Origin of the sequence: Methanoregula sp. (genome assembly GCF_035543475.1) — an archaeon.
Classification (GTDB): Archaea; Halobacteriota; Methanomicrobia; order Methanomicrobiales; family Methanospirillaceae; genus Methanoregula.
The window spans coordinates 26,483-41,926 of the sequence record NZ_DATKKA010000004.1; the positions used below are offsets into that span (position 1 = coordinate 26,483).

Below are 15,444 nucleotides of genomic sequence, written 5' to 3' on the forward strand. Positions count from 1 at the left end.
ATAAGGATGATAGTATGTTACTTAAGGATTACTTTTGCGTTCCTTTGGATCGATCTTCTGGCTGGAGAGCACATCAAGCAGTACTTCTTTCATCATATTTTTCATGAGTTCACGGCCCTCATCTGATACCATGTAATCCTTAAGCAGTTCCTTGAACTGCCCCATATCGTGGTGATTATCGACAAAGGATAATAAAGCTTGCGTGATGCAATCCGAGATCGTGGAGAACTTTTTTTCCTCGTAAACGAGTTTATTGACCTTCTCGTAGATATTGGGGGGCATTTTATAGGAAATGGCTACCCGTTCCCCCCGGCTTGCCGGTATTTTCTCCACCATTCTCTATAAAATAAGCCAGAATACTATAAATAGCCTGTTAATCGCCTTTTTGTAATACCAAAACCTCAAAATAATTTCCTATGTAATACTTATGGAATACTTTTTATAGCGCGGCTGGCAATAGGACAGTATAACGAGGTGCATAGGCGTGAACGAACTGCTGGTGTTGATGCTCGGAATCGCCGGGGTATTCTCTGTTCCGTGCAGCGGAGCGCTCCTGGCCCTGGGAAAGATGATCGATCGTTATCCCACCGATTATGAGGAAAAAAGGGTCCGCAGTCTTGCAAGCCCGATAGAGTCTACCCGCCTTGCAGTAATCTCTTTCTGGGCTCTCTTCCTCCTCGGCACCTGGGCGACTGTCCAGGAAGACCGGATCATCTGGATCTCCGGTCTCACCATGGTCTTTGCCACGGTGCTGTTCCTCTTCACCGCAGTGGCATTCTCTTTTGCCGTACTCTGTGCCTTACGAAGGAGAAACGAGGCCATGATCAGGCTCGAGCGGGAAGTGGCGATCGAGACTGCACGGGTCAGCCTGGAAAAGACGACCGGGGTACCGGTACCCTCCCTCATCGTGCCTGCAAAGGCAAAGCCGGTCCGGCGGATCCCCACCTCTGCCATTGAAATACTGCTCAGGCAGACCTGAACTTTTTTTAAAAGATTTTTGCTCCGGAGATATCATTTTTTAAGAGATACGAGAGTCCCCATTACGCCAGTCCTGCCCCCGGGGGGACGGGGGCGTATGCGATGCCCTTGGTATCACCTGTTCGAGAACATACCTGAATACAGGTAATACGAACCGGGGGATGCCCGAGCGGCGGGGGCGAAATCCCCCTAGAGTGGTACAATCCACTTCGGGATTTTTTCTCTGGCGCAAAAAAAGAAATGATGCTGATTGTATTCTGCTTACCCGAAGATCCGGTAGGACTCTTCGAGTGCCTCGACCGCCGGGAGTTTTTTCCCGGTCAAAAACTCGATACAGGCCCCGCCGCCCGTGGATATGTGGGTGAAGTCTTTTTCAATCCCGAGCTTCTCGATCACGGCTGCAGTATGCCCGCCGCCCACGACCGAGAACTCGACCCTGGACGCAGCCCGGAGGAGCTCGAACGTACCGGTGGCAAAGTCCGGCTCCTCGAAGACACCGGCCGGGCCATTGAAGACCACGGTCCCGGATTTTTTCAGTGTTGACACGAGTGCCGGCAGGGCGTCCATGCCCAGGTCCATGACCGGCGCATCAGAGGGAATCTTCCCGACCGGGTACTCGGCACGCCGGCCGTTCTGGCGCACCGCAACCGCTGAGGGCATGATCACCCGGTCACCGAACTTCGTCAGGATTGCCTTTGCCTTCGCAATCTCGCCCTGGTACTTCAGTTGCTCGATGAGCTGGGTGGAGGGTCTGCCGATATCGTACCCGGCGGCGATATAGAAGGCGTTGGCAACAACACCGATCACGATCACGTTATCTGCAATGCCGTTTTCCAGCACATGGCCGGCGACCTCGATCGAGTCATCGATCTTGGTCCCGCCAAGAACCATCGTGACCGGACGGGGGGCACCCGAGAAGACCTTCGAGAGCGTGGCGACTTCCTTTTCCATGAGTAGCCCCGCCGCAGACCGCATGGCCAGCGGCAGGCCCACGACGGTTGGCTGGGACCGGTGGGCTGTCCCGAACGCGTCATTGACAAAGAAGTCCGCCATGGCAGAAAGCCTTTTGACGAGGTGGGTCTTTTTTGCCTCCTCGGGTTTCATGGTGAGGTTTTCTTCCGCCGAAAACCGCACGTTTTCGAGCATCAGGACCTCCCCGGGCTTGAGCGCGTGCACGGCATCTTTCGCGTGCTTCCCGAAAATACTGTCGATGTAGATGACCGGGGTGCCGAGGAGCTCCTCGAGCTTGCCTGCATGGGCCTCAAGCGTGGTGAAGTCCTTTTTCCCGGGCCGGCTCTGGTGGGTAACGATCACGACCCGGGAATCGGCAAGGGCACGTACCGTAGGCAGGTGTTCGCGGAACCTTTTGTCATCGAGAATAAGGTGGGAGGTGGGATCGATGGGGGAGTTGAGGTCAAGACGGAGCAGTACCGTCTTCCCGCTGCACCCCAGATCCCGGATCGTACCGATTGGCATACCGCCACACTCCCGGGGTTACGCCGAACTCCGGGCCTTGATCTTCTTCATACGGAACAGTTCCTCGCGTTCCATCTCGTCAAGGCGCATCTTGATGAAATCCCGGGCCGCGGTGAGTTCAGGAATGACCTTGAACTCGAGCGCGTTGACCCGGCGCTTGGTCTTTTCAATCTCGTCGAGGAGACGCTTCATCGTGGTCTCGATCTCGGCGCTCTCGATGATGGATTCAACGAGGTCCTCGAAGGCGGACGCGGTCTCGTCAATGACCGGCGAGGTACCGAGCACACCGTAGCCCCGGTCAACGAGGGTCTTTTTCACTTTCGAGGATTCAATCTCCGGTACGACCACGCCCATGATGTTCTTGCTCCTGAGCGTGATCTCCGGCACTTCTTTTACCGAAAAGGCAGCGGCCTTTACACCGATCGCCCCTTCAACCGTGTTTGCCACCGCCATCATGTCGACGGCGTGCTGGTACTTTCTCAAAAGCTCCCCGCGGCTGTCCTTTGCCTCGGATAGGATCTTGAAAAATTCTAAGATCAGTCCATCGCGCTTCATCTTGAGGATCTTATAGCCGCGTTCGGAGAGCTGGATCTTCCGCTTCAGGTTGATCAGTTCGGAACGGGTTGGCTTGATATCGCGCAGCGCCATGGAAACTCCTTACTCCTTCTTTGCACCGGCCTTGATCTTCGGGTGGTACTTGTTGATCAGGTCGCGGTCGATACGGGTGAGCTGTTCTACCGGCAGAGTGGAGAGGAGCTCCCAGCCGAGGTTGAGGGTATCCTCGATGGTGCGGTCCTCATCATAGCCCTGCCGGACAAACCGGTTCTCGAAGAGGTCGGCAAACTCCAGCAGGAGACGGTCGCGCTCGGAGAGTGCATCCTTCCCGACGATGGCCACGAGGCCGCGGAGATCGTTGCCCTCCGCATAGCCGGCGTACATCTGGTCGGAGACCTTCTTGTGGTCCTCACGGGTGTGTCCCTTACCGATACCCAGGTTCATGAGCCGTGAGAGCGAGGGCAGCACGTTGATGGGCGGGTAGATACCCTTGCGATGGAGCTCACGGTTGACCACGATCTGGCCTTCGGTGATGTAACCGGTCAGGTCTGGGATCGGGTGGGTGATATCGTCACCGGGCATCGTTAAGATCGGGATCTGGGTGACCGAGCCCTTCTGGCCCTTGATCATGCCGGCCCGCTCGTAGATGCAGGCAAGGTCCGTGTACATGTACCCGGGATAGCCACGGCGTCCCGGAACTTCTTCACGGGCGGCACCGATCTGGCGGAGCGCTTCGCAGTAGTTGGTCATATCGGTTAAGATGACCAGCACGTGCATACCCAGTTCGAAGGCGAGGTACTCTGCAGTGGTGAGAGCAAGACGCGGGGTGATGATACGCTCGACAGCCGGGTCATCCGCAAGGTTGAGGAAGACGACGGCTCGTTCGAGAGCGCCCGTGCGCTCGAAGTCCTGCATGAAGTAGTTGGCTTCTTCTTTGGTGATACCCATTGCAGCAAAGACCACGGCGAAACTTTCGGTCGAGCCGGGCACCTTTGCCTGCCGTGCGATCTGGAGCGCAACATTGTTGTGCGGCAGGCCTGCACCCGAGAAGATCGGGAGCTTCTGGCCACGGACGAGGGTGTTCGTGCCGTCTATGGTGGAGATACCGGTCTGGATGAAATCCGCCGGCATCCCGCGGGCGTACGGGTTGATCGCAGCACCGGTAATGTCGAGCCGCTTTTCCGGAACAATCTCCGGGCCGCCATCGATTGGCTTACCGCCACCGGAGAGGATACGGCCCAGCATCTCGTGGCCGACCGGCATCTTGATGGTCTCGCCGGTGAACCGGACGCCGCTGTCCTTCCCTATACCCGTCGTGGTCTCGAAGATCTGGACAACGACCAGTTCGTCGCTGGTGTCCAGCACCTGGCCACGCTTGGTGGTGCCATCGAAGAGGACAATGTTGACGAGTTCACCGTAGGCAATCGGCTCGGTCTTCTCGACAAAGACGAGAGGACCGGCAATCTTTGTGATCGTCCTGTATTCCTTCATGCTGCCGACCTCAGTGTGTTGAACTCAGCGTCCATATCCTTCTCGATCTTGGCCAAGGGCTGCTTGTAGTCCTTGATGAACTTGATCTGGGGCAGCTCGTTCTTGGACTTCACGCTGTTAATCTGCGCCGGGCTGACACCAGCCAGCTGGGCAGAATAGGCAAGGTCGGCAAAGAGCTTGATCGCCTTCATCATGTCGTACTGTTTCTTCATGTCGCAGAAGGTGTCGACCGCGTCGTACGCGTTCTGCTGGAGGAAGATCTCACGGATCATACGGGCAACCTCGATGGTTACCTGTTCCGACTCGGGCAGGGCATCGGAACCGACGAGCTGCACGATCTCCTGCAATTCTGCCTCTTTCTGGAGGACTTCCATAGCCCATGACCGGATTTTGTTCCATTCGGGAGAAACCTCCTTGTCGTACCAGTCGTGGAGGGCTTCCAGGTACAGGGAGTACGAGTTGAGCCAGTTGATTGCCGGGAAGTGCCGGCGCTGGGAGAGCTTTGCGTCCAGTGCCCAGAAGACTTTCACGATACGCAGCGTGTTCTGGGTAACCGGTTCGGAGAAGTCCCCGCCAGGTGGTGAGACTGCGCCGATAACTGAGACGGAGCCGGATGCATGGTTGAGGGTCTCGACAAGACCGGCGCGCTCATAGAATTCGGAGAGCCGGGCGGCAAGGTACGCGGGGTACCCTTCTTCGCCAGGCATCTCTTCGAGACGGGACGAGATTTCTCTCATCGCTTCTGCCCACCGGGAGGTGGAGTCGGCCATGAGGGAAACATCGTATCCCATGTCACGGAAGTACTCGGCGATCGTGATACCGGTATAAACCGATGCTTCCCGGGCCGCCACCGGCATGTTGGAGGTGTTTGCGATGAGCACCGTCCGCTCCATGAGGGGTTTCCCCGACTTCGGGTCCTCAAGGTGCGGGAACTCGGTGAGCACTTCGGTCATTTCATTGCCACGTTCACCGCAGCCGATGTAGACCACGATCTCGGCATCGGACCACTTGGCCAGCTGCTGCTGGGTAACCGTCTTGCCGCTCCCGAACGGGCCGGGAATGGCGGCAGTGCCGCCCTTGGCAATCGGGAAGAGACCGTCGAGGATACGCTGACCGGTGATCAGCGGGATCGTCGGGTTCTTCTTCTCTTTTACCGGGCGCGGTACACGGACCGGCCAGCGCTGGATCATCGGGAACTCGCGGCCGTCTTCGAGGATACAGATGATCTCGTCAACGGTGAAGTCCCCGCTTCTGATGGTCTTTACTACGCCGGCCTTTGCATTGGGCGGGAGCATGACCTTATGGACAATGTTGGTCTCCTGCACCTCACCGAGGATGGCGCCGGGCTCGACCTTGTCGCCGGCTTTTACCAGCGGCTTGAATGTCCACTTCTTCTCATGGGAAAGACCGGGCGCGGAGACACCACGCTCGATGAAGTTTCCCATCTTGTCCACGAGGACGGAAAGCGGGCGCTGGATACCATCATAGATACTGGTGAGAAGCCCGGGACCGAGCTCGACTGCAAGCGAGAGACCGGTGTTTATGACCGGCTCGCCAGGTCTGATACCCGACGTATCCTCGTACACCTGGATAATGATGTTCTCGCCCTGGATCTTGATGACCTCACCCATCAGTGCTTCTTTTCCGACCTTGACCACATCGTACATGTGGGCGTCAAGATTGACTGCCGTAACTACGGGGCCGGCGATTCTTTTGAGAACGCCCTGTTTTGCCTCTTTCGTTTTTTCACTTTTCATTTCCACAGATCAACACCCACCGATCTCTTGATTTTCTCCCTCATGGACATGCCCCCTTCCTCGCCGCCGAGAGCAATGACCGTCGGCCTGACGGAATTTTCGAGCGTGGCGCGGAGCCGGCGCGGGAGCCGTTCCATGTCGCTGCTGTTTAAGACCAGGATTCCCACCTGCCCGTCTGCAAGGGCGCTGGTGATGCACTCGGTCAGTTTCTCATCGTTCTCCGCGGCATAGGTCTTCCGTATGCCCGCAAGGCGGAACCCGAGGATGAACTCGCTGTTGCCGATAACTGCAATCTCCATTTACATCACCAGATATTTCCCGATCATTTCCGGGGAGAGCTTGGATTCCTTCCCCCGTGCCAGTGCCCGGAGGTTGAATACTTCGTACTTCTTCTTCTCGAGGTAGACGAGGATCGGGTAGATAGAGAAGGGGTTGCGCCGGGAGAGTTTCTCCATCTGCTCTATCTGTAACCGCACGAGAAGCGATGCAATTTCATGAACCGGCCGCTCGGTTTCGAGGCCCCTGAGGAGCTCGACCACCGGTTCGGTGCGGACCTTTGTCCTGAGCTGGTCGGTAAATTCCCGGTAGTCCGCTGCCGCATTCAGTGCGGCGAAATCGAGAGCGGTGATGGTGCCGCCGGAAATATACATCTCCTTTGCATCTTCCTGGACCTTGTCGGCCCGCAGGCGGAAGAGTGTCAGGATGTTCTTGATGTCGATATCCAGCCGGATGTATGCGAGGAACAGGCGTCCCCCGGCATCCCCGCCGCCGGATTCGGCAATGATCTCCGCGTAGAACTGCTTGTACAGCTCGTTCTCCATCCGGGCAAACGACCCCGACTCTTTTGCCATCGGGTATTCGCGGGCGAGCACCGGGTAGAGCCGCCGGCCCTTGAGGGCCTCGATGACGCGGTCCGGGGCATCCTCGGCAAGGAGCCGGTCGAGCACAACCTTGTCAAGGCTTCCTGCCGGGACAAGGACTTCCTTGATCCTGCCCGCCTTCTCCCCCTGCGACTTGCCGCGGAGGATGGTGAGCACGTTCTGGATATCCCAGTAGCGGAGGTATGCCCGGGTGAACTGCTTGAGTTTTCCCGGGGCGATCTCCTGGATCCGCTGGTACTCCTTTGCGAGGTTCCAGCTCAGGGCCACTTCCAAAAGGTCGATCCCCTTGAAGGTGGTGCTCAGTTCGTCGATCTCCTGTTTGTAAGATGTCTCTTCGATGATACGGGTGATCTCGGGAAGGCTCATGTTGAGCATCCGCTGGTACTCTTCGCGGGGGAGGAGTTTTGCCTTCCTGACCCGCATCCTGGTACAGACGTAGATTGTCGGCGCTGAAATGCCTTTCATCCCTGCCATACCTGTACCGCCCTATCCGAAGAGGAGATCAGATGCATCCTTGAGCCCGGATTCCCACACTTTGTTCATGAAGGTACGGTAGCTGTAGTCGATCTGCAGCTCGTTGCCTTCGCCTTCGATCAGGATCCCGCCATCGATCTCAACCGGTTCGCCCAGGGTAAAGCCGGAGAATTCCTTCTCGGCAAGGACAGCTTTTGCCGCTGCCCCGTCCCGTGCATTACAGTGGATCCTGCCCGAGGGGATCTCCTTTTTTGCTTCTGTAAGGAGTTTCTTGATGGCTTCGCGATGGAAGCTCTCAGGGAGTTTGGCAATCTCTTTTCTCGTGCCTTCGTACACTTCGTCAAGAAGCCCTTTCTGCGTGTTGAGGAGCTCCCGCTTAACGAGGAGGTTCGCCGCCGAGATATCCTGGGAGATCATGCGGGCTGCCTGTTTTGCTGATGCATCCTCGGCTTCCGTTTTGATCCCCGCAACCTTCCGGTTTGCTTCCGCGAGGATCCGGTCAGAGTCGCCTGCGGCCTCGGCGCGGATTGCGTCCGCTTCTTTTTTGCCTTTTTCCCTGATTTCTTCCAGTACTGCTTCCAGTCCCATTGTTCTGCCTCACTTAGAACAGGAGCAGCAGTGCAATGACAAGACCGAAGATAACGATGGTTTCCGGAATAACCGTAAAGAGCAGGCCCAGACCGAAGAAGTCCTTGTTCTCCGCGATAGCGCCGACTGCTGCGGCCCCGATACCCATCTCGGCGACACCGGTGCCTACACCGGTAAGACCGACGGCAAGACCTGCGCCGATTGCCTTCATTCCTGCCTGCGATGCCTGAACCATATCAAGAGTCATGTTAACGTCTGCCATAATCTAATCCTCCGTAAATCTTCGTTTCATACCAAATGGAATATACTTCCGGCCTCCACCCTTGTAGAATTTGGTGAAGAATTCAACGTAATGCAACCTGATTGAGTGGAGTCCGCCACCCAGAAGACCAAGTGCAAGATTGAGTGCGTGCCCCAGCAAAAAGACCAGGACACCGACAATAATCAGGACAATACTCAGAATTGAGAAATTTTTCAGTGCGGGTGAGATAAACATCCCGATGGACATGTAATTGACGACCATCGCGATGGCGACCGAGGACAGTCCGACTGCCACCAGACGGGCATAGGAGAGCACGTGTGAGATGATAGTCGGGAGTTCCACGATCTCAAGGATAGCATCCCGTGCGATGAAGATGATACCCATCACGACAAAGACAATCGCGACGATGAGACCAACCGAAAGCCCGGCAAAGACCACCGGGAGCCCGGTCAGGTCCGGCATGAGCGGGATCGGAAACATCGACCAGATGCCGATGATGATCCCCCACATCACGGTGATCCAGCCGAAATTGGCAAGGACCGCCTTAATCCGGTGTGATCCGTGATCCTGGCGTGCATGGTTGACCATGCCCAGTGCACGGCCAAGCGTGATGTGCAGGATCCCGATCCAGATGGCGACCACCATCAGTTCGGCGATGGCAGGCCCGTGGCCGGCCACCTCGGCTCCCCCGATGTTGAGGTGCCGGGAAAAGATGATCGGCTGCCAGGGAAGTTCGAATCCCAGACATTCGCTGAACAGGATACCAAAGATGATGCTCATGATGCTCGCGTTCCTGAGCACCACGAGGAATTCGCGGCCGTCATCGCCCTTGAACACCTTGCGGAGCGCAAAGCACATGATCAGGAGTAAGATGCCGTACCCGACATCCCCGAGGATCAGCCCGAAGAAGATGGGGAACACGATGGCAAGCATCAGTGTCGGATCCACCTCTGTGTACATCGGGCGGGAATAGATATCCATGAGCATCTGGGCCGGTTTTGCAAACGACGGGTTGTTGTACTCCACCGGAACCGCGTCATGGTGCGGGTCAACGGGGAGCTCGGTGACAAAGACTTTGCCGCCGGTTACCTTGTCCAGGGCTTCACTGATACCCTTTGCACGGTCCGCCGGTACCCATCCTTCAGCCACAAATACCTTCGAGGTTGTGGCAAACCGCAGGGGTGCCTCGGCCTGTTCGATATCTGCCCGGAACGCTTCCTCGCAGGCAACCAGGAACCCGGTGTGGGATTCCTTGAGGTGTGCGAGTTTTTCATTGATCGCGCCGATCTCGTTTTTCAGCGCCGCGATCTGCTCCGTGTAATACGCGGTGCGGGCCGTGGCTGTACCGTTCTCTTCGGGAATGGTAACGGCCTGGAATCCCGCATCCTGGAACGTCCGCTCTGCCTCGGCCTTGTTCTTCTCGGGAACAATGGCGATGGCAAACGATCGGTCCTTGCCCCTGATAACCTGCATCTCGTGCGGGATATTCAGGGACACATCACCGGCAACATAACCGGCAAGAACGGAGAAGTGCCGGAAACCCCGTAAAAGTGCGAGATCCGCGGGGAAATCCAGGAATGGCACAAGCTCGGCTATCTTCTGCTCAAACTCTTTTACCCTCGTATCGAGTTTCGAGCGTGTGCCCGCCAGCTCCTCGACCTCTTTTTCAATGCCGGGGAGATCCTGTTCGATCTGCGAACGAATCCGGGGCTGGCTCAGCCTCTCTTTTGCATCGATGTCCTCACCACGGATGGCAAAGACGTTCTCAATCGCCCTGACCTTGATAAGCTCAGTGGATGCTTCGGTCGCCCCCGTAAGAGGCGTGCCGATCTTAAAACCCTCGTATCCCTCGCGGCCCTGCTCCACGTACTCTTCGATGTGGAACACGTTGCCGCGGTACAGTTCCTGTATGATAGGCACTGCCTGGTCACGTGAGGCGACGATGAGCATCCGGCTCATCGGTTTAGGCGCTAACATGCAGCTGCTCCCTAAACCGCGATACCAGCAGCTGCACTGCCTTTGAGAGGTTCTTTGTGCCCTTCTCTTTCAATGCCGCTGAACGCTGGTTGCCTTCTTTGAGGATCTCAGCGTGTTTTTGTGCTGCCTGGTGCCGTGCTTCTTCCAGTTTCAGCTTCTTGTATTGTTCAGCGTTGCTCTGCGCCTTGGTAATCAGGTTATCAGCTTCCAGTTCAGCCTGGGCATGCCGCTTTTTCTTCTCTTCCTGTGCCGTACTGATCATCGACTGATACTCAGCTTCGGTTTTCTTGATGTCGTCTAAGACCTCAGTTTTCATCCAACCCTCCACTCACGGCAGTACAATAGTTGGTAAAAGTCACAATATATGTATTGTTATTTACTATTTTCAGGCCTTGTTTTAAGGGAAGTGGCACGTCGGCCGGGTTAAAAAGATGCCCGGCATGGCTAAAACCGGGAAAATTCAAGGGATTTGAGATCCGGAAAGAGGCCCGATGATGATCGTATCACGATGGGGCGATACCTCAATACTTCCGTCAGCCATCCGGATAGTCAGACCGGCCAGTTCATCCGAGGAGCAGACGAGATGCTGTTCCGGATGTGTTCCCCGTACTATCGAGCAGCTGGTATGAATTTCGGGGGCGATCGAGACCACGTAGGGGATCCGTTTCGATCCCGGGTGATTCCTGGAGAGAGCCACGAGCGGCAGATGGTATGTCCTGACCAGCTCAAGAAGCATCAGGGCCGGCTCGACCGGGCCGGCACCGGGAGCGGAGACTACCACCACGTCCCCGGCATGGACGCCCTGGATAAGCTCCTCGCTGCCTGTCTCAATACACAGGGGAAAATCCCCATGAACGGGCGCAGCGAGCAGAAAAGAATGGGCGCCTTTCACGAGCAGGACGTCGTTTCGGGCGGGATCGTTCATATTTCAACGACATCTTCGGACTGGCACGAGGGGCACATGGGGCGTTTCCCTATCCCCTTGAACCGTTCGCCGCACTCCTTGCACCGGTAATCCTTACCGCTCACCCGTTCCGGGGGGAGATCGATGTCTACCGGTCCACCAACAGTACACATGCACCAATCACCTCACTACCCTATCCCCCATGCTATTATTTATGCCTGTTTACGTCCCGCCGGCCCCCTCGGGACAGCGGGAAGCGAAGACCGGCGGGGGGATGATCAGATGACGATGATAAAACTGAACGTAATCAGGGCAATGGCAAGAAGGATACAGGAATGCTTGACACCGGCGGCAAGCGAGGCCTCCCCCATCTGCCCTGCGATCAGGCCGGAAAAGAGGGCCTGGATCAGGCAGGCATGATAGAGCAGCCGGTTAAATGCCTTGACCGGTACCGATCCAAGGCCGGAGAGCGGGCCGGCCCCGGAGATCCCTGACGTCCCGATATGGGCGAGGACCGGCAGGAACTGCGTTGCAAGTACGGCAACGACAAAGAGGAAGACAAAGAAGGAGAGATAGACAATTGCCGTATAGATGAACATCTCGGCAAGGCGCTCTCTTTTCAATGTCTCGCTCATCTTTGCGTCGCTTGCGGCGATCTCGAGCACCTCACCGATCTGCCCGCTCATCTCGCTTGCCTTGGTGATCAGCGTCACCGTCCTTGCTATGGAGGCGGTGCTGATCCGCTGCTCAAAGCGCATCAGTGCCTCGGAGAAGTTCACTCCCCAGTCCATATCCCTTTTTATCCGCCGGATCTCGTAGCTGAGGAGGCCGAGATTGGTATTGACCATGATCGCGATAGCCTGGGCAATCGTAAGGCCGACCCGGTTGATGCCGGCCATCCGTTCCAGGAAATCCGGGATCATGGCCTGGATCCCCCTGACCTTCCGGGACCAGATCTCGTAGAAGATCGCATAGGGGACAAGGACGATGAGAAGGGCGATTACGATATGGGCATTGATTACATCGATAAAGAGCTCCGGGTCCGCATAATAAGGGATATTCCAGATCACAAGGGCCAGGTAGAGGATCGCAACCGGGATGGTGACATAGAGGGTGTGGTTGACATCGTTGACAAAACTCTCGAAGGGATGGCGGATGTAGTGCGTCAGTGTCCGTACCTTGTCATACATCCGGAGCTGGTGAAAGAGGGATTCTTCACCGGTTTTTTGGATCAGCTGGACGTCGGCATAGGTATTGAGCTCCTTTGCCCGGACATACCGCTCCGCCTTCTCCGCCTTTCCGGAGACGAGATCGATGAGCAGGATGAAGATCAGTGACCCGATGGGCATAATGGCGTAGATGACAAGCGAGAGCTGGAGCACTGCCGGTCCGCCCATCATGCCCATCACCACCATGATGATGATCAGAAAGAGCGGCCCGGCGACAAAGAGAGTGACATACGATTCTGCCACCATGGAGAGCATGGTTAAAAACTGCTTCTGCTCGAACCGTGCCTCCTCCTGGTACAGTCTCACCCGTCCTGCAAAGAATTCCGAGAGATTTCCCCCGCTTCCGATCACGGAGAGGAGATCTTCCAGGAAATCCTTGAGTTTTGCCGAAGGTGTTGTCTGGGAGAGGTGCCTCACTGCCGTGATCACATCGGATCCAAAATAATCCACGTCACGGGTGACCTGCCGGAATTCGAGTGCGACTTCACCGTAGATGGGGGCATTCTCGGAAAGGGCATAAAAGATTGCCATGAGCTCCGCCCCGCCCCGGCGCATTGCATACATATAGGCGACCGCATTGTGCAGTGTCAGGTTGATCTTGATGCTCCGGTTGTTTTTCTCGATACCGGGGAGCCGGAGCAGGAGAAGATAAACAAGGTACGACCCGACGGCAAACGAGAGTAGTACGCTTGCGGAGACAACGAATAAGGTGCCGGTGAGAAATCCGAGAGGCGCGGGCAGCTGGAGGTTAAAGACATTATAGATGCCCCGCCCGGACGCCACCTCCCGGATAAAAAATTCGCTCACCACATACCCGATAAGAGCGAAGAGGAGACCGGAGAGGACCGCGATCCGGACCGACTTCCAGAGGTACTGCTCGAGCGTCAGGCCGGACCGTGACGAGACGAGATCCGCATGGACGCCCTGGTACCTGAGGGGGTCACGCAGCAGCCATGTCTGGAGAGAGTGCCGGAAGGTCATCAGAGTACCTGTCGGAGATCATCACGGTGGGCAAGGACGTTCACACGGTTGATATTATAGTTATGGAAGAGGGAGGCGGTTGAGATATAATCCAGGATCCCCTGGGTATGCATGGCTTCGAGAAGGTCCTTTCTTACCGCGATCTCGGCATCGAGCTGTTCGCGAGTCCACCCGCGTTTTGCGGCGATGGTGTTGTATACCGTGGAACGCCGGGTATATCGGGTGGTGTCGTGGACCGGATCGTACTCGAAAACGTTGTTGACCTTGAGGTTCCCGGTGGCTGCGTCGATTCCGACAATTTCGACTACTTCCTGGGCCCGCCGTACCCTTTCGGTTCCCCGGAAGATGAGGGCCTGGACACTCATGATGTTGAGGGCCTGGATCATGTTCCGCGGAACATTGAGCGGTTCGCTCTCCAGCCGGTGGATGGCCGCATCGATGCTGCCTGCATGCATGGTGGAGAACGTGGTATGGCCGGTGTTCATCGCCTGGAAGAGCGTTTGTGCCTCGGGGCCCCGGACTTCGCCTACAATGATGTACTCCGGCCGCTGCCTCATGGCGGCACGGAGGAGATCGAACATGGAAATGGCGTTGCCGCCCTCGGTGAGCGATTCGCGGGTAACACTCGCGATCCAGTTCTCGTGGTAGAGCGTAATCTCCCGGGTGTCCTCGATGCTGACCACTTTTGCGATAGGGGGGATAAACAGCGAGACCGCATTGAGGGACGTGGTTTTCCCGGATGCGGTTCCTCCGATAAAGAGCATGCTCATGCCGTTTTCTATCGCAAGCCAGAAGTAGGTGAGTTCATCGCTCGAGAACGTCCCGTACTCCATAAGCTCGATGGGCGAGAACGGCTCTTCCCGGAACTTCCGGATGGTAAACGAGGTCCCCCTCGTGGTTACCTCAGTCCCGAGCGTCAGCTGGAGCCGGGAGCCATCCGGAAGAGTTGCGTCCAGCATCGGTGTCCCTGCCGAGATGTGTTTTCCCGAACGCTGGGCAAGCGTAATCGCGAGCGAGTTTAAGATCGAGGCATCGAATGCAATGTTGGTCTTGATATTCCGATATTTCCGGTGGTACAGGAAAAGCGGGATCCCGCTGCCATCGCACGATATATCTTCGAGATGGGGGTCTTTCATCAGTGCGTCTATCCGCGACCACCCGATGAAGTTCCGGATCAGGAAATATTCGATCTTAAAAAGGGCCGACCGGTCAAGAACAAGCCCGTAATCGTCCAAAAGGCTGTGCACTTTTGAGAGGAGGATCTTTTTGCGATCTTTTTTAACCTCATCCGAGGTCAGGACCAGGACATCGAGAAGATCCTCGTGAAGGCGTTCGAGCAGTTCGTACTCGAACTCTGATAGCGGCGGTTCGAAGAGGAGATACTCGGTCTGGTTCGTCCTGCGGTTCTGGGCAATGTAAACGAGCGTCCTGCCCTCCTCGATCCAGTACTGGTCGAGCAGGTCATACCCCTCGGGCAGCACGGCGCTGACCAGGGTACCGTGCCGTGCAGGATCGTATTCCTCTTCGGGAATCTGCTCACGGGCTTTGAAAAGCCGAAAATAATACCGGTAGCTTGGTTCGCGGTTGGCGGATAATGGCCCACCGGCCTTTTCTTCCGCTGCCGGTAAGGTGTCCGCGACTCCTTTTTTTTTCCCGGGCCGCGACCGGAATTCCCTGAATCTGGCAAAAAGGTCAAAGAACTGCATACGCCCGCCTCACGAGATGCCTCGTGTTCTCGTTTATAGTTCAGGAGACACTTATATAAATAGTGTTTTGCGTGAAAGGTTGCGGGATATTTTCAGGGCAGGATCGAGGCAGGATGACAGATATCTTTAAGTGTGCGCCCAAGAGAGTTTCTAAAAAACAGCAAACGGAACCAACGGAGTGACAG

General features: G+C 56.4%; 16 protein-coding genes. 1 reads left to right on the top strand and 15 read right to left on the bottom strand.

From position 1 onward, the window contains the following. Positions 1–21: 21 nt before the first annotated feature. The gene (locus VMS83_RS00590) at positions 22–336 is read right to left on the bottom strand and encodes a hypothetical protein (RefSeq protein WP_325408823.1); all 315 of its coding nucleotides are present in this window, start codon (positions 334–336) and stop codon (positions 22–24) included. 148 nt (positions 337–484) lie between these two features. Here VMS83_RS00590 and VMS83_RS00595 point away from each other — a divergent pair, with 148 nt between their 5' ends. Beyond that, complete coding sequence (locus VMS83_RS00595) at positions 485–979, top strand: hypothetical protein (protein WP_325408825.1); 495 nt, start codon at positions 485–487, stop codon at positions 977–979. A 260-nt stretch (positions 980–1,239) separates the two neighbouring features. Here the strand turns inward: VMS83_RS00595 and VMS83_RS00600 are convergent, their stop codons facing one another. The 14 genes from VMS83_RS00600 to VMS83_RS00665 all read right to left on the bottom strand — a co-directional run bounded on the left by VMS83_RS00600 (position 1,240) and on the right by VMS83_RS00665 (position 15,259). Further along, positions 1,240–2,454 (bottom strand): phosphoglycerate kinase, encoded by a 1,215-nt coding sequence (locus tag VMS83_RS00600; RefSeq protein ID WP_325408827.1) that lies wholly within the window; start codon positions 2,452–2,454, stop codon positions 1,240–1,242. 18 nt (positions 2,455–2,472) lie between these two features. Continuing rightward, positions 2,473–3,102 carry a V-type ATP synthase subunit D gene (locus VMS83_RS00605; protein WP_325408829.1) on the bottom strand — a complete coding sequence of 210 codons (630 nt, stop codon included), beginning with the start codon at positions 3,100–3,102 and terminating at the stop codon, positions 2,473–2,475. Positions 3,103–3,111: 9 nt separating this feature from the next. After that, entirely contained in the window at positions 3,112–4,500 is a 1,389-nt protein-coding gene (locus tag VMS83_RS00610) for an ATP synthase subunit B (protein WP_325408831.1), read from the bottom strand. Beyond that, a complete protein-coding gene (locus VMS83_RS00615) occupies positions 4,497–6,257 on the bottom strand; it encodes an ATP synthase subunit A (protein ID WP_325408833.1) in 1,761 nt (586 codons plus the stop codon). Before VMS83_RS00615 ends, VMS83_RS00610 begins: the two co-directional genes overlap by 4 nt. Next, complete coding sequence (locus tag VMS83_RS00620; RefSeq protein WP_325408835.1) at positions 6,254–6,556, bottom strand: V-type ATP synthase subunit F; 303 nt, start codon at positions 6,554–6,556, stop codon at positions 6,254–6,256. The genes VMS83_RS00615 and VMS83_RS00620 overlap by 4 nt, the downstream gene beginning before the upstream one ends. Then, positions 6,557–7,612 carry a V-type ATP synthase subunit C gene (locus VMS83_RS00625; RefSeq protein WP_325408837.1) on the bottom strand — a complete coding sequence of 352 codons (1,056 nt, stop codon included), beginning with the start codon at positions 7,610–7,612 and terminating at the stop codon, positions 6,557–6,559. Between the two features lie 12 nt (positions 7,613–7,624). Then, a complete protein-coding gene (locus tag VMS83_RS00630; protein WP_325408840.1) occupies positions 7,625–8,200 on the bottom strand; it encodes a V-type ATP synthase subunit E family protein in 576 nt (191 codons plus the stop codon). A gap of 13 nt (positions 8,201–8,213) precedes the next feature. Beyond that, positions 8,214–8,462, bottom strand: coding sequence for an ATPase (locus VMS83_RS00635; protein WP_325408842.1), 249 nt, complete (start codon positions 8,460–8,462; stop codon positions 8,214–8,216). Between the two features lie 3 nt (positions 8,463–8,465). Continuing rightward, positions 8,466–10,439: a V-type ATP synthase subunit I gene (locus VMS83_RS00640; RefSeq protein ID WP_325408844.1), complete on the bottom strand. Its 1,974-nt coding sequence runs from the start codon at positions 10,437–10,439 to the stop codon at positions 8,466–8,468. After that, the gene (locus VMS83_RS00645; protein WP_325408846.1) at positions 10,426–10,755 is read right to left on the bottom strand and encodes an ATPase; all 330 of its coding nucleotides are present in this window, start codon (positions 10,753–10,755) and stop codon (positions 10,426–10,428) included. Before VMS83_RS00645 ends, VMS83_RS00640 begins: the two co-directional genes overlap by 14 nt. 144 nt (positions 10,756–10,899) lie before the next feature. Further along, positions 10,900–11,364, bottom strand: a complete 465-nt coding sequence (locus VMS83_RS00650; RefSeq protein ID WP_325408848.1) for an alpha/beta hydrolase — start codon at positions 11,362–11,364, stop codon at positions 10,900–10,902. Next, positions 11,361–11,516: a hypothetical protein gene (locus tag VMS83_RS00655; RefSeq protein ID WP_325408850.1), complete on the bottom strand. Its 156-nt coding sequence runs from the start codon at positions 11,514–11,516 to the stop codon at positions 11,361–11,363. The genes VMS83_RS00650 and VMS83_RS00655 overlap by 4 nt, the downstream gene beginning before the upstream one ends. A gap of 105 nt (positions 11,517–11,621) precedes the next feature. Further along, the gene (locus tag VMS83_RS00660; protein WP_325408852.1) at positions 11,622–13,553 is read right to left on the bottom strand and encodes a type II secretion system F family protein; all 1,932 of its coding nucleotides are present in this window, start codon (positions 13,551–13,553) and stop codon (positions 11,622–11,624) included. Next, positions 13,553–15,259, bottom strand: a complete 1,707-nt coding sequence (locus tag VMS83_RS00665; RefSeq protein ID WP_325408854.1) for a type II/IV secretion system ATPase subunit — start codon at positions 15,257–15,259, stop codon at positions 13,553–13,555. Before VMS83_RS00665 ends, VMS83_RS00660 begins: the two co-directional genes overlap by 1 nt. Between the last annotated feature and the right edge of the window lie 185 nt (positions 15,260–15,444).